The organism is Pseudomonas sp. zjy_15, assembly GCF_043101865.1.
GTDB lineage: Bacteria > Pseudomonadota > Gammaproteobacteria > Pseudomonadales > Pseudomonadaceae > Aquipseudomonas > Aquipseudomonas putida_Y.
Window position 1 is genome coordinate 18,847 of the sequence record NZ_JBICII010000036.1, and the last position, 17,422, is coordinate 36,268.

Consider the following 17,422-nt stretch of genomic DNA (forward strand, 5'->3'; position numbering starts at 1 on the left):
GATGTGCCCGCTCGCCCAAGCTGACAAAGTTGTAATGTGCCTGTCAGGTAGCTGCCAGTCGCCCCCGGCTAACGTGGCTTCATCCCGATTGTGTAACCCGGAGTCATCATGAAACACCTGCTCATTGCCGCCACCCTTGCCCTGGGTAGCCTGCCGGCTGTTGCTGGCCAGGCGCAGACCTTCGCCTTTGGCGAGCCTGCCCCGGCGGCCAAGGCCACCCGTACGGTCAACGTGGTGCTCAAGGACATTGCCTTCGAGCCCAAAAGCCTGCAGGTAAAAGCCGGCGAGACGGTGCGCTTCGTGCTGGTCAACGAGGGCAAACTGCCGCACGAATTCAACCTGGGCGACAAGGCCATGCATGCCGAACACCAGAAGGAAATGGTCGCCATGCAAGGCAAGATGTTCACCCAGGCCATGAACCACGAAGGCATGGATCACGGCAAGATGATGAACCACGGCCAAATGATGGGCCACGGTGACGGCCATGGTCACGGGGCTGGCAATACCGTGCTGGTCATGCCCGGCCAGCGCGCCGAGCTGACCTGGACCTTCCGCCAATCGGCGCCCATCGAGTTTGCCTGCAACGTGCCGGGGCATTACCAGGCGGGTATGGTCGGGGCATTGACCATTGAGTGACTGGCCCTGCAAGGCGGGGTGCAAAACCGTTAGACTAGAGGTAAATCCGAACCTCTAGGTCAGTTTCCATGCATCCCGCTGCCGAACATTCCCCGCTGGGCAAGTCCAGCGAATACATCGCCACCTACTCCCCGGAGCAGCTGTTCCCGATCCCGCGTACTGCCAAGTGGGCCGAGCTGGGCGTTACTGCACAGACCTTGCCCTGGCAGGGGGTGGATTACTGGAACTGCTTCGAGCTGAGCTGGCTGCTGCCTTCGGGCAAGCCGGTGGTGGCGATCGGCGAGTTCGCCATCCCGGCTGACTCGCCAAACATCATCGAGTCCAAGTCATTCAAGCTGTACCTCAACTCGCTGAACCAGACGGTGTTCGCCTCGCTGGGCGAGTTGCAGGCATGCCTGCAAAAAGACCTGTCCGCCGCTGCCGGCAAGCCGGTGGGGGTGAAGGTTCGCACGTTGGCCGAGGTTGAAGCCCAGGGTGTGGTGGCTTTGCCGGGGCAGTGCATCGATGCACTGGACGTGGCCATCAGCAACTACGAGCAGCCACAGCCAGAGCTGTTGCGCTGCAACCCGGAGCGGATGGTGGAAGAAACCCTGCACAGCCATCTGCTGAAGTCCAACTGCCCGGTCACCGGCCAGCCGGATTGGGGCAGCGTGGTGGTCGAGTACAAGGGGCGGGCACTGGACCACGCCAGCCTGCTGGCCTATCTGATCAGCTTCCGCCAACATGCCGACTTCCATGAGCAGTGTGTGGAACGGATTTACCTGGACTTGAAGAATCTGCTGCAGCCGGAGCACCTGACGGTCTATGCGCGCTATGTGCGCCGCGGTGGGCTGGATATCAACCCGTACCGCAGCACCGGGGCGATCAGCCCGGATAACAAGCGCCTGGTTCGGCAGTAATACAGGGGCCGCTTTGCGGCCCCCGTTATTTCAGATCCCCATGCTGTGCAGCGAGTTGGCAATGCTGCGCAGGGTGGCTGTGAGGTCGGGGTGGTCGGCCTCGAAGCGTTCGATCGCCAGGTTCACGCCGTCCACCAGGTTGTTGTCTGGCGTGGCTTCTTCAAGTTTCAGTTGCGCCTCGATCTGGCGCGCCTCTTCGTGCAGGGCAGCCAGCTCTTCTTCCGAAAGCGGTACGTTGCGGTCCAGTTGCTCGCGCAAGCTGTTCAGGCGCTCTTGCAATTCGCGGGCAGGCATTGGTTATTCTCCATCAATGGCTTGGCAAGCCATGGACCTCGGCGACGTGGCAAAGGTTCTGGCCTGTCTTCAGGGTAATCTACCTGCTGCCGATTTGCATGATCCGCGTCAAGGCTGCTGTATCAGGGTTTTTCACCCTTGCGTCGGCGCTGGGCGATGTCCTGCAGGCAGGTGTCCAGCGCTTCCAGATGGTCGATCACCGAGTGCACGCCCAGGCTGAACAGCGCCAGCGTCGCCTTGCTGCGTGCCAGATCCTGCTCTTGCGGGCCCAGGGCTTGCCATTGTGCAGAAGTGCGGTCGCATAACGGGCTGCAGGCGGCCAGGCCTATCGTCCACAAGCCGGCGTTAAGGCCAGACTGCAGCAGGCGCGGGTCGCCGCTGACCAATACGCAGCCATCCAGGCGCTCGCTGTCCAGCGCCATCAGTGCCTGCCAGCAGGCGTTTGGCGCTGGCCAGGGCACGCCGTTGACCGCATGCCCTGGCAGCCAGTCGGGCAGCACATGGGCCAGGTGCTCGCTTTGCGTGGTATTGAGGTCATCCAGCCAGATGCACGGCACTTGGCGCTGACGCAGGCTGGCAAGCGTGGCCAGGGCGCCGGGGGCGGGGGAGGGAGCGCCATTGGCGGCCTGCACCAGGCAGCCGCGCAAGCCGAACAGTACAGCAGTGAAGGCAGGCGCAGTGTCCATGGCAACTTCCCCCAAATAGTTCGCAGGCTATGCGTTGATTGTTACCGTCCTGTGACACCGCCCGCTGTGCAACAGTTGTTCACAAAATATTGAGCAAAAATGTGTAAGGCTGTTTATCAGCCCGCAAGTCTCTATACTGCCGCCTTGATAGCAGCGCGACCTGTTGCGCTTGCGGCCGAGAAATTCGATGGAGAAACATCTATGCGTAGGATCGGTGCCAGTGTGATCGAACGAGTCACCCAGGCCTGTGTCTGCGCCAGCATGCTGCTGGCGCCCGTGGCTGCCACCCAGGCCGCCACCGAGGAAGATCCCTGGGAAGCGGTCAACCGCCCGATCTTCCGCTTCAACGATACCCTCGACACCTATGCCCTCAAACCATTGGCCAAGGGCTACCAGGCGGTCACTCCCCAGTTCCTCGAAGATGGCATCCACAACATCTTTCGCAACCTGGGTGACGTGACCAACCTGGCCAACAACGTGTTGCAACTCAAGCCGCATGCGGCGGGCGTGGATACGGCGCGGTTGATCGTCAACACCACCTTCGGCCTGGGTGGCTTCTTCGATGTGGGTACCAAGATGGGCCTGCAGCGCAACGACGAGGACTTTGGCCAGACCCTGGGCTACTGGGGGGTGCCGAGCGGGCCGTATGTTGTCATCCCGCTGCTGGGCCCAAGCACTGTGCGTGACGGCGTGGCCAAGTACCCGGACACCTACACCAAACCCTATCGCTATATCGACCACGTGCCTACGCGCAACTCGATTTTTGCGCTGGACGTGATCGACACCCGCGCCAGCCTGCTCTCGGCCGAAAAGCTGATTCAGGGTGACAAGTACATCTTCATTCGTAACGCCTACCTGCAGAACCGCGAGTTCAAGGTGAAGGATGGCGAGGTCGAAGACGACTTCTGACTTGTGAACCCGGGGCCGCAACGCGGTCCCTTGTTCAATGCATGGCCAGAATCCTCAGCCCGAATCTCTGCTGCCCGCCCGGCTGGTCGGCGATCCATACCACTTCGGTACTGGCATGCAACCCCTTCAGTGCCGGATGGTCGGAGTCGATCCGTACCTCAATGCGATCACCCACCAGAAAGCGCTGCGGCGCCTGCACCTGCATGCCGCCGCTGGACAGGTCCAGGCACACCGCCGTAATCACCTGGCCTTCGTGCAAAAGGCTGATCTCGGTGTCGATGCGCATACGAATGAAGTCGCGTTTCTCGCTGTGGCTGGAGGGCGTGTGGGGCATGCTGCATCCTTCCCGTCGGGTTGCGCTGGTCGACTTTCTTATAACTCCCGGTGATTTGCCCTGTAAAGAGCAGCGAGGTCGACCCCTGCATGCTTGAAACCCCTGCCGGATGGGAGTACCGTCTGCGCCTTACAAGGTACCTCTGACAGTTGCCGGGCAGGTGTTCTTGTCCTACAACTCAAGTAGAGTGTGACCATTAAGAATCCCCGTAGCTGGCCGTCTGCCTTGCCGACACCGCTGCACCAACCTAAATCGGCGCCGTTCGCCCACATGCAGAAAACCAGTGCAACGCTGCTGATCATCGATGACGACGACGTGGTCCGTGCCAGCCTCGCCGCCTACCTTGAAGACAGTGGTTTCAGCGTCCTCCAGGCCGGTAATGGCCAGCAGGGGCTTCAGGTCTTCGAAGAACACCAGCCCGACCTCGTGATCTGCGATCTGCGCATGCCGCAGATGGGCGGCCTCGAACTGATCCGTCAGGTCAGCGAGCGTGCGCCGCAGTTGCCGGTGATCGTGGTGTCCGGTGCCGGCGTCATGAGTGATGCGGTGGAAGCGTTGCGCCTGGGCGCCGCCGACTACCTCATCAAGCCGCTGGAAGACCTGGCCGTACTCGAGCATTCGGTGCGCCGCGCCCTCGACCGCTCGCGCCTTGTGCTGGAAAACCAGCGCTACCGCGACAAGCTCGAAGCCGCCAACCGCGAACTGGAGGCCAGCCTGCACCTGCTGCAGGAAGACCAGACCGCCGGTCGCCAGGTGCAGATGAACATGTTGCCCGAAAGCCCCTGGGTAGCCGGCGAGTTTGCTTTCGAGCACCAGATCATCCCGTCGCTGTATCTGTCGGGTGACTTTGCCGATTACTTCCGCGTGGACGAACGGCGTATTGCCTTCTACCTCGCCGATGTTTCCGGGCATGGTGCATCATCAGCGTTCGTCACCGTCCTGCTGAAGTTCATGACCACGCGGCTGTTGTTCGAATTCAAGCGTGGCGGCAAGATGCGCGAGTTCAAACCTTCGCAGGTGCTTAGCCATATCAACCGTGGGTTGATCAACTGCAAGCTGGGCAAGCATGTGACCATGGTGGGTGGGGTGATCGACGAAGACACCGGCCTGCTGACCTACGCCGTTGGCGGCCATCTGCCGCTGCCGGTGCTGTACACCCCCGAGCACACCCGCTACCTGGAAGGCCGCGGCCTGCCGGTGGGGCTGTTCGATGAGGCCAGCTACCAGGACCTGGTGGTGGAACTGCCCCCGCAGTTCAGCCTCAGCCTGATGTCCGATGGCATTCTGGACCTTTTGCCGGGTGATACGCTCAAAGATAAAGAAGCCGCCTTGCCGGAGATCGTCAAGGCAGCAGGTGGCAGTCTGGATGGGCTGCGTCAACGATTTGGATTGGCTACGCTTGGGGAGATGCCGGATGATATCGCCCTATTGGTGTTGAGCAGGAACCTTCAATGAGTACCGGTAGAATTCAGTTCGCCGAGCAGAGCGGTACCTTCGTACTGAAATTCGTTGGTGAAGTGCGCCTGACCCTGTGTTCGGCGCTGGATGCGACGATCGAGAAGATTTTCACTGCGCTGAACTTCTCGGCGATTGTCATCGACCTGACTGAAACCGAGAGTATCGACAGCACCACACTGGGCCTGCTGGCGAAGCTGTCGATCCTGTCGCGGCAGAAGGTAGGCCTGCTGCCGACCGTGGTGACTACCAATCCAGACATTTCACGGTTGTTGCAGTCGATGGGCTTCGATCAGGTGTTCAACATCGTCGATCGGCCGATTCCCTGCCCCGAATGCCTGACCGACCTGCCGTCGCAGGACCAGAGTGAAGAGGTGGTGCGCTCCAAGGTGCTGGAGGCGCACAAGATCCTCATGGGCCTGAATGACTCCAACCGCGAAGCCTTCCATGACCTGGTCAATGCGCTGGAGCGGGGCTGATCTCTGGCCTGTGCCGGCCTCTTCGCGGGTAAACCCGCTCCTACGACGGCCTGCGCCCAAACACCAATGTGTGTCCACCCCAATCAGGTGTAGGAGCGGGTTTACCCGCGAAGAGGCCAGCGCAGTTTGTAAAAATCCTGAATCTCACTACGCCCGGTTTTTAAACTCTGTAGCCTCACCCCCGCCCGCATCCAGCTGATACACCCGCGCCGGCCGCCCCTGTTCATCAAAAAATACCTGTCCCAGCCCGGCACCATTCCACAACCGTTCCCCGGCCTTGCTATGGTTCGGCGTGCGCGGCACCACTTCCATCTCCCGCCGCTTGGTAAACCAGTTCAGGGGTGAACGCGGCGCGTACAGCCAGCGGTTGAGCCGGTCGAGCACATCCAGCAAGCGCCGGGGAAACTCGTTCTTGATTCCGCTGCTGGTCACCTGCCACAAGTGCGGGCTGCGCTGGCGGTGGCGAATCAGCACCTCATACACGAACGAGTAATGCACATCCCCCGACAGCACCACGTAGTGCCCCGGTGTGCGCGAGTGGCGGAAAATATTGAGGATGACCTGTGCTGAACCGCGGTGGGCCATCCAGTTCTCGGCATCCACCAGCAGCGGGTAGCCCAGCCAGCTGAACACCTTCTGCACCGTTTCAATCAGCTTCACCCCGAAAATCGGCGCTGGTGAGACGATGACCGCCGAGGGATGATCGAGCAGTGCTTGCTGCAATTCACTCAGCGCTTCCCAGTCCAGCAGGCCGGACGGCTTGGCCAGGCTGCTTTCACTGCGCCAGCGGCGGGTGCGAGTGTCCAGGACCAGCAGCGGTGGCTCGGTAGGCAGGCTGAACTGCCAGCCCTGGAAGCGCAGCAGCTCGCCAATCAGCTCATCCTGGTTCTGGCGGGTCAGCGCCTGGCACTGCTTGATCAGCGGATTGCAATCGTCCGGGCTGTTGCCCCAGGCCTGGCAGAGCAGGTAGCCGAGCAAGGCGTTGCCGATGATCCTTCGCGAGAATGGGTGGCCGTAGGCCGTTTCCTCCCACTGCGCCGAGAGGTTCCAGTCGTCGGTGATGTCGTGGTCGTCGAAGATCATCAGGCAGGGCAGGTGGGCCATCACCCGCGCCACCTGACCGAGATTGTCGGCAAACCCCTGAATCAGCGGCAGCTCATGCCGGTATCGGGCTTGATGCTCGTCGCTGAGCCCGCTGGGGATGCCCAGGTCCACCAGCTGCCAAGGCACCGGCGACCACACCAACAGGTACATGGCCATGACTTCGGCCAAGGTCACCAAGTGGTTGTCGGCGTTGCTGGACGAGAAGATCGGCTTGCGCTTGCCGCCGAAAAAACGCTCGCGCAGGGTGTCGTTGCGCTCCAGCGCCGGCAGCAGGTCGGCGCGGTGGTAGTAGCTGGCCGGGTGCTGGTACAGCGCCTGACTGTCGGCTACCACCGCACCCTCCAGTTGCTCGTCGAACAGGCCCAGGCGCGCGATCAGGCCATGGATGGCACGCAGCATCGGGCCGGCGACGTCGTCGGCATATACCTGGTCGCCGGTCATCAGCAGGACGGCGGGGCGATCTTCTGGTCTTGTAGAGGCCTGTAGCAGGCGGTCGGCGCACAGCAGGCCGTCGGCAGCAGGGTGGTGCGGCTTGCGGCAGGAGCCGTGCAGCAAATGGTCGAGGCGCTCACGCAGCACCAGGCTCGGGCGTGGGTTGCCGGGGTAGAGCAGGTGTGGGGCCCAGTCGGCGATACCCTGGCCGTTGATCAGCAGGTCGTAGTCGAGCAGCTGGTTGCAGGGCAGGGGGCTGGCGAATCGGATGTCCAGCAGGTGAACGTGGGCGTGCCGGCCTATCGGCACCACCTGGCAATCGACTTGGGCCGCGCTTGCCAGGCAGACGAATTCGGGCTGCAGCGGTTGGGTAGTGACCAGCCAGATGGCCAGACGCTGGGGTTCCAGGCGGCGCAGTACCGGGCCAGCGAGTACGAGGGGCAACGGGTTAGGGGAGGTCATCGACAGCTCGGGTGGCTATGGCGGCCTGTTCGTGGGCAAGCCCGCCCTTACATCGATCGGTGTAGGAGCGGGCTTGTCCGCGAGCAGGCCCGAGAATTCAATACACAGCTAAGGCGTGGCAAAACAAAACGGGCGGAAAATACTGAACACTTCCCGCCCGTCGGGCAAACCCGAACTGTATCAGGCCTTTTCAGCCATCAACTTCTCCAGCTTTTCCTGGTCCCGCGCAAACTGGCGGATACCTTCGGCCAGTTTCTCGGTGCCCATGGCGTCTTCGTTCATCGCCCAGCGGAACTGGCTTTCGTTCAGGTGCTGCTTGGCTTCACCGGCGTTGCCTGGTTTCAGCACCTGCGGCAACTCACCCTGGTCATCGCTGAGCTGCTGCAGCAGCTCGGGGCTGATGGTCAGGCGGTCGCAGCCGGCCAGTTGTTCGATCTGGCCGATATTGCGGAAGCTGGCGCCCATGACCACGGTGTTGTAACCATTGGCCTTGTAGTAGTTGTAGATGCGCGTGACCGACTGCACGCCCGGGTCCTCGGCGCCCACGTATTCCTGGCCGGTGCTCTTCTTGTACCAGTCGTAGATACGGCCCACGAACGGCGAAATCAAAAACACCCCGGCATCGGCGCAAGCCTGGGCCTGGGCGAAGGAGAACAGCAGGGTCAGGTTGGTCTGGATGCCTTCCTTCTCCAGCTTTTCGGCGGCGCGGATGCCTTCCCAGGTGGAGGCCAGCTTGATCAGCACACGCTCTTTTGGCACTCCGGCCGCCTCGTACAGGGCGATCAGCTGACGAGCCTTGTTCAGCAGGGCTGGCTCATCGAACGACAGGCGTGCATCCACCTCGGTGGAGATACGCCCCGGGATGACCTTGAGAATGCCCGAGCCCACGGCCACCGCAAACTTGTCGCAGGCCAGGTCGACATCACCCTTGGCGTCGGCCTTCACCTGTTTCAGCAGATCGGCGTAACCCGGGATGGCAGCAGCCTTTAACAGCAGCGACGGATTGGTGGTGGCATCGACCGGCTTCAGGCGGGTGATGGCGTCCAGGTCCCCGGTGTCGGCGACCACGGTGGTGAACTGCTTGAGTTGTTCCAGCTTGGAGGTCATGGGCGTGCTCTGTCCTGTGCATTTACTCGACATTACCCGAGCCCCGGCAGTCGCTCAAGGGCCGCCGAAACCCTGCGGACCCGCTGGTCCGCACGGGGCTGTGCGAAAGGTGAAGATTCGAGTCGCAAGCAAGCCCGAGGTTCCCTCCTTCTGAGGTCACCGCCCCTGCAACAACTCCACGGCCTGGTCAAACACCGCCAAGGGTTCAGCCGCCTTGTGAATGTCTGCCGACAGCAACTGGCGGAAGCGCCGCGCCCCTTTGAATCCTTGGGCCAGCCCCAGAATATGCCGGGTAACGTGGTGCATCGCACCGCCACTTTCCATATGCGCCACGATGTAAGGCCGCAGCTGCGCCAATGCCTCGCTACGGCTGACCACCGGCGCATCGCTGCCAAACAGTTGCTGGTCCACCTCGGCCAGCAGATAAGGGTTGTGATACGCCTCGCGCCCCAGCATCACGCCATCGAAGGTTTCAAGGTGCGCCTGGCACTCGTCCAGGGTCTTGATCCCGCCATTGAGCACGATCTCCAGGTCCGGGAAGTCCCTCTTCAACTGCGCTGCGATGTCATAGCGCAGCGGCGGGATCTCGCGGTTCTCTTTCGGCGACAGCCCTTCCAGAATCGCGATGCGGGCATGCACGGTAAAACTCCGGCAGCCGGCCTCACGCACCTGGCCGACGAAATCGCTCAATTCGGCGTAGCTGTCACGGCCGTTGATACCAATGCGGTGCTTTACCGTCACAGGCGTCGATACGGCGTCACGCATGGCCTTCACGCAGTCGGCCACCAGTGCCGGGTGAGCCATCAGGCACGCGCCGATCATGTTGTTCTGCACCCGGTCGCTCGGGCAGCCAACGTTGAGGTTGACCTCATCGTAGCCCGCTTCTTCAGCCAGGCGCGCACACGCGGCCAGGTCGGCCGGCACACTGCCACCCAGTTGCAGGGCCAGCGGGTGCTCAGAGGCATCGTGGCGCAGGAAACGGTGGGCGTCGTTGTGCAGCAGGGCACCGGTGGTGACCATTTCGGTGTAGAGCAGGGTTTGCCTGGAGAGTAGGCGCAGGAAGAACCTGCAGTGCCTGTCGGTCCAGTCCATCATCGGTGCAACGCTGAAGCGGCGTGACGGCTCAGGGCGCGTGTTTTCTGGGTTGTAGCCTGATTTTGCGGTCATTTCGTTCAACGTGTTTTGTACCAATTTTCGGGGTTTTGGGGCGTTTTTACCAAGCGCTTGGTACAATGTACCAATCGACAGACGACGTGTACCAATCTCAGATGGCAACGATCAGAACGCGTAAAAAGGCCGATGGCAGCACTAGCTACCTCGTCCAGATCCGCATTAATCGCGACAAGGTGACAGTCTACCAAGAGAGCCAAACGTTCGCCCGCAAACAGGCTGCAGTGGCCTGGGCGAAGCGACGGGAAACTGAGTTGTCTGAGCCTGGTGCTATCGAGCGCGCCAACCGGGTAGGGCACACGGTCAAACAGATGATTGACCGTTACCTTGTAGAGGCAGAGAAAGCTCGGCCTCTGGGCGAGACCAAGCGACGTACTTTAAACGCCATCAAGAACAGCTACCTGGGTGAGATGGTCGACTCCGACATCAGCCAGCAGGTGCTGGTGGACTATGCCCTATGGCGTATGAGCCCCGCAGGCGGTGGCATCAAACCGCAGACAGCCGGCAATGATCTGGCTCACCTGGGTTCAGTGTTGTCGCTTGCCAGGGCGGCGTGGGAGTACGAGATCAACCCCCAAGCTATGCCCGACGCACGCCTTGTCCTGAAACGCCTCGGCTACAACATGAAGAGCCGGGAGCGGGATCGCCGGCCAACGCTTGAAGAACTCGACAAGGTGCTTGAGCATTTCTTCGAGATGCTTGCACGGCGTCCGACAGTCATTCACATGCCGAAGGTGGTTGCGTTTGCCATCTTTTCCACGCGCCGTATGGACGAGATCGCTCGCATCATGTGGGAGGATCTGGATGAGCACCGCCAGGCGGTGAAAGTGCGGGACATGAAGAACCCCGGGCAGAAGATCGGTAACGATGTGTGGTGCCATCTGCCGGATGAGGCGTGGGCGATTGTGCAAAGCATGCCGCGTCAGTGCGCTGAGATCTTCCCTTACAACACCGACTCAATCGGCACGGCCTGGTCCAGAGCGTGCAAGATGGTTGGCGTGGAGGACCTGCATTTTCACGATCTGCGCCATGAAGGTGTGAGCCGGTTGTTCGAAATGGATTGGGATATCCCGAGGGTGTCGAGTGTTTCCGGTCATCGGGACTGGAACTCGCTGCGGCGTTACACCCATCTGAGGGGGCGTGGTGATCGATATATGGAGTGGAGTTGGTTAGAGCGGATTATCCAGGCCCCGGTCGCCCTAGGCGCCCGGGTTGAGTAGTTTGTTGGGGTACACGGAACGGCGGTGATTAGCCCTGCGCGTAGCAGCGCTTTGAGTCGATCCGGCTGGCAGGAGTGGCCGCTTTCGACCCATAGCGGTCATTCGCGGACGACAGATACCGGCCAAAAGCAGCCACTGAGTTTCCTGGGCGTCGGTAATAAAAGCCGAAATCTAGCTGCGCTCAACAAGATCTATCAGGCGCAAATAACGTGGATCTGATGTCAGGTTAGGTTCGGTTTCCGCAATCAGTGCTAGCACCTTCGGTAGCTCATATGACGGACGGGTGAGAACCTGAGGTGTAGCTCTGTTCATCAAATCCAGCGTCGTTTCAGGGAATAGAACGGTAATCGGCATTTCATCACGGATCTCTCGGGTGAATCGGTGGAACGGATAGTCATTTGTCTCCACCGGTACCACAAACTTCTTCATCGCCTCGTAGACGATTGGAAAACTATCGCCGGTGTTCACAAGCAAGCCAATCCACGACCTCATCGATGCAGCAGTCCTATATCGACGCTCTCTCGGCCAATCCTCAATGATTAAGGGGATGACGTGTTCGGCCCAACCATTCTCGTTTTCCTTTCCAACTAGACCCAACCAGAAAATGAATCGATTCCGAGTTTCATCAGACATTGCCCGCAAAACCGAACGCATTTCAACTTGTGAGAGACCTCCCTGCTCATTCGGGTGAAATACCCGCATGAAGCCCAGCCATTGGGCGGCTATGTTTGAGAGCTCTTGGTTCCAGGAAAAGCCTTCGACCCACGGAAAAAGACGAAGCAGAAGCGGTTTTATGATTGCGGCCAATGGCGGACATGGCACCCGCCCACAATGAAGAAACCCGTTCCACGCAGGTTCCGAAGCAGGATGATCAAATTCCAACATTGGAATAAGACGCCCCTCAGTCCAGACGGGATCAACGAACATGAGCCAGTTCAGTCTTCTGCTCACTATCGACACCGCATGATCCGAACCCTCACCAAGTGCCGAAAAAAGGCGCTCTATACGAAGCTTGATGTGATCAGGGATGAGTGATCCAGCCTCTTTCTCCTCCCTGGACACTGCATTAAACAGAGCCTCAGTACACATGCCAACGGGGCCGTTGATTGCGTGGTCGAGTGTACGTCGGGACCGTTGAATGACTTGCCCTCCTTGACGGACTTCGCCAATCCCGCTCTTCGCTGCGTCTGCTCCACCGCTTAGAATGCCACCCACAATGTGATCGCAGACTGCCCAACCGAGACCATCATCAAACTTAAGGGTCGGGACCAAGTTTTTCTCGAGCCACCGGCCCAAGGTATGACGCAACTTGGCGATAACCGCATATGGGCAAGTACTCGATCATCACTCCCCGGCGTATGGCTGCGTTTCTTGCGCAAGTCGGCCATGAGTCGGGCCAGCTGCTGTATGTGCGGGAGCTCGGTAACGATGCCTACCTGGCCAAGTACGACACCGGGCGGCTGGCGGAGCGCCTCGGCAACACCCCGGCGGCTGATGGCGATGGCCAGCGGTACCGTGGGCGTGGGCTTATTCAGATCACCGGCCGCGACAACTACGAGGCCTGCAGCGAGGCGCTGTTCGGTGACAGCCGCTTGCTCAACACCCCCGATCTGCTCGAGCAGCCCGTATACGCCTCGCTGTCGGCCGGCTGGTACTGGCAGCGGGCGGGGCTTAATACCTTGGCCGACAAGGTCCTTCAAGCCGATGACGCGGCCTTCGAATCGATCACTCGCCGTATCAATGGCGGCCTGAATGGGTTGAAAGATCGCCAGGCGCTCTACAAGCGTGCGCTTGAGGTGCTGCAGTAATGCCGCTGAATTGGCGTATCGCACTTCTGGCCGTGGCGATCGGGCTCTATGCCGGCGGGCGTGGGGCCTGGGTGTGGCAGGCCAGCGAGTACGGAAAGCGGTTGGCTGACCAGGCTGCAGATTATGTCCAGCAGCTGGCGGATAAGGATCGGGCTCACGGTCGTGAGCGTGAGGAGGCTGCAGCTGCGGCCTTGGAGCAGTTGGCTGAGCAAAACAGTCAGCGAAAAGACCTGGAGGATCGCCTGCGGGAGCAGGGCAAAACACATTGGAAGGAGATGAACGATGCACAACAGATTCAAGCTCGCCTGCGTGACCGGCTTGCTACTGCTGACTTGCGGTTGTCAGTCCTTGTCGACGCCGGAGCCTTTGCCTCCCAGGGTGGTGACGGTGGGATGCGAGAAGCCGCCGGCGCCGGAGGCGTGGTTCATGGCGCCGTACGCGCCCAACTTGACCGAGCGCATGCTCAACGAATTGTCACCATCACCGATGAAGGCGACCGTGGACTGATCGCGCTGCAGGCCTGCCAGGCCTACGTCCGCGAAGTCACCAAGTGAAAAGAGGCGAGCCGGGTGGATGCGCCAACATCCAGCCCGGCCCGCCGAACCCGCAGACCCTTCCTGCAAGTCCAGCCGTGGCCTCTGCCTTGTGCACAAAGCGCGGCGAGCCTAACACCTGTTTATCCATACAGTAAAGACTTGCATACCTATGACCTTTCCAATCATCCCCTGGATGGGTGGCAAACGCCGCCTGGCCGACCGCTTGATCCCTCTCTTTCCCCCTCATGAATGCTATGTCGAAGTCTTCGCCGGCGGTGCCGCGTTGTTCTTCATGCGCCCCCAGCCCGCCCCCGTGGAGGTGCTGAACGATTTGAATGGTGACCTGGTCACCCTCTACCGTGTTGTGCAGAACCACCTGGAAGAGTTCGTGCGCCAGTTCAAATGGGCGCTTAGCTCCAGGCAGATCTTTGAATGGCAGAAGATGACGCGCCCTGAAATCCTGACCGATATTCAGCGAGCGGCGCGGTTCTTCTACCTGCAGCAGCATGCTTTCGGTGGCAAGGTCACTGGCCAGACGTTCGGTACAGCTACCACTGGACCTGCTATAAACTTGCTAAGAATTGAAGAAAATCTATCTGCCGCGTGGCAGCGCCTCGCCGGCACCTACGTTGAGAACCTCTCCTGGCTCGCCTGCGCTGAGCGCTATGACCGTGCGCACACGTTTTTCTACATGGACCCACCGTATTGGCAGACTGCCGGCTACGGCGTCGACTTTCCCTTCGAGGAGTACGAGCGCATTGCCGACTTCATGCGTCGCTGCAAGGGCAAGGTGATGGTCAGCATCAACGACCATCCGGACATCCGGCGAGCTTTTGACGGCTTCCACTTCGAATATCTGGATATTCGCTATACCAACACAAACCAGCGACAGGGTAAGGCCGAGGTTACCGGAGAATTGGTAATCATGAATTGGCAGCCTTCAGTATTGGAGCAACTTTTCTAGTTCTAGTAATTGAAGCCACCGCACAATCTCGATGCAGAAAATAATAATCAGGTTAAAGGTCAACATACTTTCTCCAAGATGAGCGCAAGCACTCAGCGGCTGTGTGAGATGGCTTCGATTCCACGTTGGTAGCGGATTTAATCTGAGTCTTTTGAATCTTGTCAACAGTTCTTTTTTATTGGGTCGCGAGGTGTGGTCACCAGCCCGGGGCCCGTAGGCGTGGGGCTGCGTGCGCTTTTGCGCTTTTGCGTAAAAGCGTTTTTGTTCTTTTGAACCTTGACTGAAGTGTAGATTTCTACATTTGTAGATTTAACGATTTCTTTATTTAACGAATTCTTTAGCTAAACTTTTGGCCAGCGACTGGGGAGGTTTCGTGGCTTTAGCCGCTAAAATTACCGCCCCGGGGGTGGCAGAGGTTTCTTCAATTCGCAGGTAATATCAATTCAGGCCCTTGGTTACGGACGTTACCCACCTCCCTGCGTACAGCATGCCACTTGAAATCGCCGGCAGTACGGCAGGCCGTTCGCACTATCTCTTCAGCGCGCTCGGTCGAGGTGATTGGCGAGATCCAGTCACGCGCAACCTTTGGTGTAAGCACAAGAGGTTTCCGGTCGTGTATATCGAGTAGTCCCTGATCGGCGGCCGCTGTAATGATCACAAATCCGTCTCGCTCGTCTCGCTCCACACCTTGGTGCACCTCAGCAAGCGCCGCGAAAAAGAGCGCCTTTCCGTCGGTGCTGGTGATGTAGTAGGGCTGTTTACGTTTCGGGTCTGTTGAATCGGGTATCCATTCAAACCATCCATTCGCCGGCGCCAAAGCCCGGCCGCTTGGCCACAAGCTTTTGAAAAAATTCCCCGTCACCACCGTCTCGGCCCGAGCATTGATCGGATCTGGACGCTTCCCCTTCGCCCAAAATGGCGACCATCCCCACTTCACGCGATCAACGTACAACCCGTCCCCAACTTGGCGGATGATCTCGACGCGCGTCGACGGCGCAACGTTGTAGCGATTGATCGGCTCATGGTCATAGCCGTTGATCACCATCTGGTCCAGGGATAGCTGCCGCAGGTAGTGATCCATCGACTCGTAGATCGAGTACCGTCCACACATATCTACCTCTCGCCTGTCAGAAATTTCGCTGCCCAGGATTGACCGGGCAACCGATGCCGGATTTACTGTATATGCATACAGTTTTCATCGGACCTTCCATCATGACCATCACTTTTCTGGGTACGCCAACCGGCGGTACCGAACCGCTACCGCTGTACTCATTCCACGTGCCGGCAGGCTTTCCGTCGCCTGCAGCAGACCATCTGGAAGGTCATATTTCCCTTGATGAGTTGTTCGACCTCCGCGCGCCCCATGTGTATCTGGTGAAAGTCGAGGGCGACAGCATGCAAGGGGCGGGCATCTACTCTGGTGACCTGGTCATCGTAGACAGAGGGCGGGAGGCAGAGCACGGCGACATCGTCATTGCAGCTGTGAACAGCGAGCCCATCTGCAAGCGGCTTCACCGCCGTGACGGAGTGGTGATCCTCAAATCCGAAAACCCGGCGTACCCACCGAGGTACATCATGGAGGGCGACGAGCTGGTCATCTGGGGTGTGGTGCGATATAGCGTGCGCGACCATGCGCAATGATCAGGTGTTCGCGCTGATCGACTGCAACTCGTTCTATGCGAGCTGTGAGCGAGTGTTCCGTCCGGATCTTGCCAAGACTCCTATCGTTGTTCTGAGCAACAACGACGGCTGCGTGATCGCACGCTCATACGATGCCAAGCCGTACGTGAAAATGGGCGAGCCGTACTTCCAGGCGAAGGAGAAGCTTCGTCGGCATGGTATCGTGGCGTTCTCGTCGAACTATGCGCTGTACGGGGACATGAGCGAGCGGGTCATGTCCTTGATCGAGTCCATGGTGCCCGCAGCAGAGGTCTACTCGATCGATGAGTGCTTCGCAGATCTCACAGGCGTGACAGGCAGCCTTACCCAGTTCGGCCGGGACGTGCGTGCTATAGTGCTGCGTTGCACGGGAATACCCGTAGGCGTCGGCATTGCCCGGACTAAAACCCTTGCGAAGCTGGCCAACCATACCGCAAAGCGCTTGCAGGCGCAGACCGGTGGGGTCGTCGACATTACCGATGACTTTAAGCGTGATTGGGTGCTTCGTAACACCGAGGTGAAAGAGGTGTGGGGCATCGGCCGACGGATGAAAGAGCATCTGGAATCCATGGAGATCCACACGGCGATGGATCTGGCCAAGGCAGATCCTAGGATGTTGCGCGACAAGTTCAATGTGGTGGTGGAGAAGACCGCCCGGGAACTCGCGGGCACGCCATGCCTTGAGCTGGATGAGGCAGAACCGCCGAAGCAAGAGATATGCTGCAGCCGGATGTTCGGTAAGCGCCCGACGGAGCTAAATCCGATTAAACAGGCAGTGGCCACCTACACGGGGCGCGCAGCCGAGAAGCTGCGTGCCCAAGGCTCGGTGTGCAAGCGCATGCGAGTATCGATTCGCACCGGTATGTTCAACCCCAATGAGCTGCACTTCGCCAAGGGTGTCTTGATCGACCTGCCGTACCCTACCAATGACACCCTGCTGCTGACCAGAGCTGCTACGGAAGCCGTGGGGCGGGTCTACCAGGTCGGCTATCGGTACAGCAAAGCCGAGGTGTTGTTACTCGATCTGCGACAGCCTGGCGAGTTCACGGCCGACCTGTTTGCTGCTACGCAACCCTTAGCAAGTGACCGTTTGATGTCGGCTCTTGATGAGATCAACGAGCGGTATGGCAGGGGAACTGTGCGAGCTGGGACCGTCCCCCGCACACCCGAGTGGGGGATGCGCCGAGAAATGATGAGTCAATCTTTCACGACGCGGATCGACCAGCTTTGGACCGTCTATTCACTCTGATCATTGTCGAGGACTAAAA

The 17,422-nt window shown here is 59.6% G+C and carries 19 protein-coding genes; 11 read left to right on the forward strand and 8 right to left on the reverse strand.

Features of this window, described 5'->3' with window-relative positions; all coding sequences use genetic code 11:
* Positions 1-108: 108 nt before the first annotated feature.
* Positions 109-636, forward strand: coding sequence for a plastocyanin/azurin family copper-binding protein (locus ACF8EF_RS07150; RefSeq protein WP_392461033.1), 528 nt, complete (start codon positions 109-111; stop codon positions 634-636).
* A 68-nt stretch (positions 637-704) separates the two neighbouring features.
* Positions 705-1,535: an NADPH-dependent 7-cyano-7-deazaguanine reductase QueF gene (gene queF, locus ACF8EF_RS07155; RefSeq protein WP_392461034.1), complete on the forward strand. Its 831-nt coding sequence runs from the start codon at positions 705-707 to the stop codon at positions 1,533-1,535.
* Between the two features lie 30 nt (positions 1,536-1,565).
* Here queF and ACF8EF_RS07160 read toward each other — a convergent pair whose 3' ends face one another.
* Both ACF8EF_RS07160 and ACF8EF_RS07165 read right to left on the reverse strand, forming a co-directional pair.
* The gene (locus ACF8EF_RS07160; protein WP_003248815.1) at positions 1,566-1,829 is read right to left on the reverse strand and encodes a DUF4404 family protein; all 264 of its coding nucleotides are present in this window, start codon (positions 1,827-1,829) and stop codon (positions 1,566-1,568) included.
* Between the two features lie 122 nt (positions 1,830-1,951).
* A complete protein-coding gene (locus ACF8EF_RS07165) occupies positions 1,952-2,515 on the reverse strand; it encodes a phosphonoacetaldehyde phosphonohydrolase-related protein (RefSeq protein ID WP_176684865.1) in 564 nt (187 codons plus the stop codon).
* Between the two features lie 201 nt (positions 2,516-2,716).
* Here ACF8EF_RS07165 and ACF8EF_RS07170 point away from each other — a divergent pair, with 201 nt between their 5' ends.
* Positions 2,717-3,424, forward strand: coding sequence for a VacJ family lipoprotein (locus ACF8EF_RS07170; RefSeq protein WP_176684866.1), 708 nt, complete (start codon positions 2,717-2,719; stop codon positions 3,422-3,424).
* Positions 3,425-3,458: 34 nt separating this feature from the next.
* On the opposite strand, the gene ACF8EF_RS07175 is transcribed toward ACF8EF_RS07170, so the two are convergent.
* Positions 3,459-3,758 carry a PilZ domain-containing protein gene (locus ACF8EF_RS07175; protein WP_209964650.1) on the reverse strand — a complete coding sequence of 100 codons (300 nt, stop codon included), beginning with the start codon at positions 3,756-3,758 and terminating at the stop codon, positions 3,459-3,461.
* A gap of 270 nt (positions 3,759-4,028) precedes the next feature.
* Here ACF8EF_RS07175 and rssB point away from each other — a divergent pair, with 270 nt between their 5' ends.
* Both rssB and rssC read left to right on the forward strand, forming a co-directional pair.
* Positions 4,029-5,213 (forward strand): two-component system response regulator RssB, encoded by a 1,185-nt coding sequence (gene rssB / locus ACF8EF_RS07180; protein ID WP_176684868.1) that lies wholly within the window; start codon positions 4,029-4,031, stop codon positions 5,211-5,213.
* A complete protein-coding gene (gene rssC / locus ACF8EF_RS07185) occupies positions 5,210-5,692 on the forward strand; it encodes an anti-sigma factor antagonist RssC (RefSeq protein WP_021785405.1) in 483 nt (160 codons plus the stop codon). The genes rssB and rssC overlap by 4 nt, the downstream gene beginning before the upstream one ends.
* A gap of 147 nt (positions 5,693-5,839) precedes the next feature.
* Here the strand turns inward: rssC and ACF8EF_RS07190 are convergent, their stop codons facing one another.
* The 3 genes from ACF8EF_RS07190 to dusA form a co-directional block, all read right to left on the reverse strand.
* A complete protein-coding gene (locus tag ACF8EF_RS07190; RefSeq protein WP_392461036.1) occupies positions 5,840-7,690 on the reverse strand; it encodes an alkaline phosphatase D family protein in 1,851 nt (616 codons plus the stop codon).
* Positions 7,691-7,870: 180 nt separating this feature from the next.
* On the reverse strand, positions 7,871-8,797 hold the full coding sequence (tal, locus tag ACF8EF_RS07195; RefSeq protein WP_021785403.1) for a transaldolase: 927 nt from the start codon (positions 8,795-8,797) through the stop codon (positions 7,871-7,873).
* Between the two features lie 156 nt (positions 8,798-8,953).
* Positions 8,954-9,964, reverse strand: a complete 1,011-nt coding sequence (gene dusA / locus ACF8EF_RS07200; RefSeq protein ID WP_392529039.1) for a tRNA dihydrouridine(20/20a) synthase DusA — start codon at positions 9,962-9,964, stop codon at positions 8,954-8,956.
* A 101-nt stretch (positions 9,965-10,065) separates the two neighbouring features.
* Between dusA and ACF8EF_RS07205 the strand changes: the two genes are divergently transcribed.
* The gene (locus ACF8EF_RS07205; protein WP_056806870.1) at positions 10,066-11,187 is read left to right on the forward strand and encodes a site-specific integrase; all 1,122 of its coding nucleotides are present in this window, start codon (positions 10,066-10,068) and stop codon (positions 11,185-11,187) included.
* A gap of 171 nt (positions 11,188-11,358) precedes the next feature.
* Here ACF8EF_RS07205 and ACF8EF_RS07210 read toward each other — a convergent pair whose 3' ends face one another.
* Entirely contained in the window at positions 11,359-12,114 is a 756-nt protein-coding gene (locus ACF8EF_RS07210) for a hypothetical protein (protein WP_392529042.1), read from the reverse strand.
* A 398-nt stretch (positions 12,115-12,512) separates the two neighbouring features.
* On the opposite strand from ACF8EF_RS07210, the gene ACF8EF_RS07215 reads away from it, so the two are divergent.
* The 3 genes from ACF8EF_RS07215 (at position 12,513) to ACF8EF_RS07225 (ending at position 14,495) form a co-directional block, all read left to right on the forward strand.
* Positions 12,513-12,995: a glycoside hydrolase family 19 protein gene (locus ACF8EF_RS07215; protein ID WP_392529044.1), complete on the forward strand. Its 483-nt coding sequence runs from the start codon at positions 12,513-12,515 to the stop codon at positions 12,993-12,995.
* Positions 12,995-13,549, forward strand: coding sequence for a lysis protein (locus ACF8EF_RS07220; protein WP_392529046.1), 555 nt, complete (start codon positions 12,995-12,997; stop codon positions 13,547-13,549). The genes ACF8EF_RS07215 and ACF8EF_RS07220 overlap by 1 nt, the downstream gene beginning before the upstream one ends.
* Positions 13,550-13,700: 151 nt before the next feature.
* On the forward strand, positions 13,701-14,495 hold the full coding sequence (locus tag ACF8EF_RS07225; protein WP_392529048.1) for a DNA adenine methylase: 795 nt from the start codon (positions 13,701-13,703) through the stop codon (positions 14,493-14,495).
* Between the two features lie 421 nt (positions 14,496-14,916).
* Here ACF8EF_RS07225 and ACF8EF_RS07230 read toward each other — a convergent pair whose 3' ends face one another.
* Positions 14,917-15,606, reverse strand: coding sequence for an SOS response-associated peptidase family protein (locus ACF8EF_RS07230; RefSeq protein ID WP_392529050.1), 690 nt, complete (start codon positions 15,604-15,606; stop codon positions 14,917-14,919).
* A 101-nt stretch (positions 15,607-15,707) separates the two neighbouring features.
* Here ACF8EF_RS07230 and ACF8EF_RS07235 point away from each other — a divergent pair, with 101 nt between their 5' ends.
* Together ACF8EF_RS07235 and umuC are read left to right on the forward strand one after the other, a co-directional pair.
* The gene (locus tag ACF8EF_RS07235) at positions 15,708-16,136 is read left to right on the forward strand and encodes a LexA family protein (protein WP_374375813.1); all 429 of its coding nucleotides are present in this window, start codon (positions 15,708-15,710) and stop codon (positions 16,134-16,136) included.
* Positions 16,126-17,403, forward strand: coding sequence for a translesion error-prone DNA polymerase V subunit UmuC (gene umuC, locus ACF8EF_RS07240; RefSeq protein ID WP_392529052.1), 1,278 nt, complete (start codon positions 16,126-16,128; stop codon positions 17,401-17,403). The genes ACF8EF_RS07235 and umuC overlap by 11 nt, the downstream gene beginning before the upstream one ends.
* The last annotated feature ends 19 nt before the right edge of the window (positions 17,404-17,422 follow it).

Coding starts and splice junctions, on each gene's coding strand:
- ACF8EF_RS07150 (WP_392461033.1), top strand. CDS start 109: ATGAAACACCTGCTCATTGCCGCCACCCTTGCCCTGGGTAGCCTGCCG.
- tal (WP_021785403.1), bottom strand. CDS start 8,797: ATGACCTCCAAGCTGGAACAACTCAAGCAGTTCACCACCGTGGTCGCC.
- ACF8EF_RS07230 (WP_392529050.1), bottom strand. CDS start 15,606: ATGTGTGGACGGTACTCGATCTACGAGTCGATGGATCACTACCTGCGG.
- ACF8EF_RS07165 (WP_176684865.1), bottom strand. CDS start 2,515: ATGGACACTGCGCCTGCCTTCACTGCTGTACTGTTCGGCTTGCGCGGC.
- ACF8EF_RS07190 (WP_392461036.1), bottom strand. CDS start 7,690: ATGACCTCCCCTAACCCGTTGCCCCTCGTACTCGCTGGCCCGGTACTG.
- rssC (WP_021785405.1), top strand. CDS start 5,210: ATGAGTACCGGTAGAATTCAGTTCGCCGAGCAGAGCGGTACCTTCGTA.
- ACF8EF_RS07235 (WP_374375813.1), top strand. CDS start 15,708: ATGACCATCACTTTTCTGGGTACGCCAACCGGCGGTACCGAACCGCTA.
- ACF8EF_RS07175 (WP_209964650.1), bottom strand. CDS start 3,758: ATGCCCCACACGCCCTCCAGCCACAGCGAGAAACGCGACTTCATTCGT.
- dusA (WP_392529039.1), bottom strand. CDS start 9,964: ATGACCGCAAAATCAGGCTACAACCCAGAAAACACGCGCCCTGAGCCG.
- umuC (WP_392529052.1), top strand. CDS start 16,126: ATGCGCAATGATCAGGTGTTCGCGCTGATCGACTGCAACTCGTTCTAT.
- ACF8EF_RS07225 (WP_392529048.1), top strand. CDS start 13,701: ATGACCTTTCCAATCATCCCCTGGATGGGTGGCAAACGCCGCCTGGCC.
- ACF8EF_RS07220 (WP_392529046.1), top strand. CDS start 12,995: ATGCCGCTGAATTGGCGTATCGCACTTCTGGCCGTGGCGATCGGGCTC.
- ACF8EF_RS07160 (WP_003248815.1), bottom strand. CDS start 1,829: ATGCCTGCCCGCGAATTGCAAGAGCGCCTGAACAGCTTGCGCGAGCAA.
- queF (WP_392461034.1), top strand. CDS start 705: ATGCATCCCGCTGCCGAACATTCCCCGCTGGGCAAGTCCAGCGAATAC.
- ACF8EF_RS07210 (WP_392529042.1), bottom strand. CDS start 12,114: ATGTTCGTTGATCCCGTCTGGACTGAGGGGCGTCTTATTCCAATGTTG.
- ACF8EF_RS07215 (WP_392529044.1), top strand. CDS start 12,513: ATGGGCAAGTACTCGATCATCACTCCCCGGCGTATGGCTGCGTTTCTT.
- rssB (WP_176684868.1), top strand. CDS start 4,029: ATGCAGAAAACCAGTGCAACGCTGCTGATCATCGATGACGACGACGTG.
- ACF8EF_RS07205 (WP_056806870.1), top strand. CDS start 10,066: ATGGCAACGATCAGAACGCGTAAAAAGGCCGATGGCAGCACTAGCTAC.
- ACF8EF_RS07170 (WP_176684866.1), top strand. CDS start 2,717: ATGCGTAGGATCGGTGCCAGTGTGATCGAACGAGTCACCCAGGCCTGT.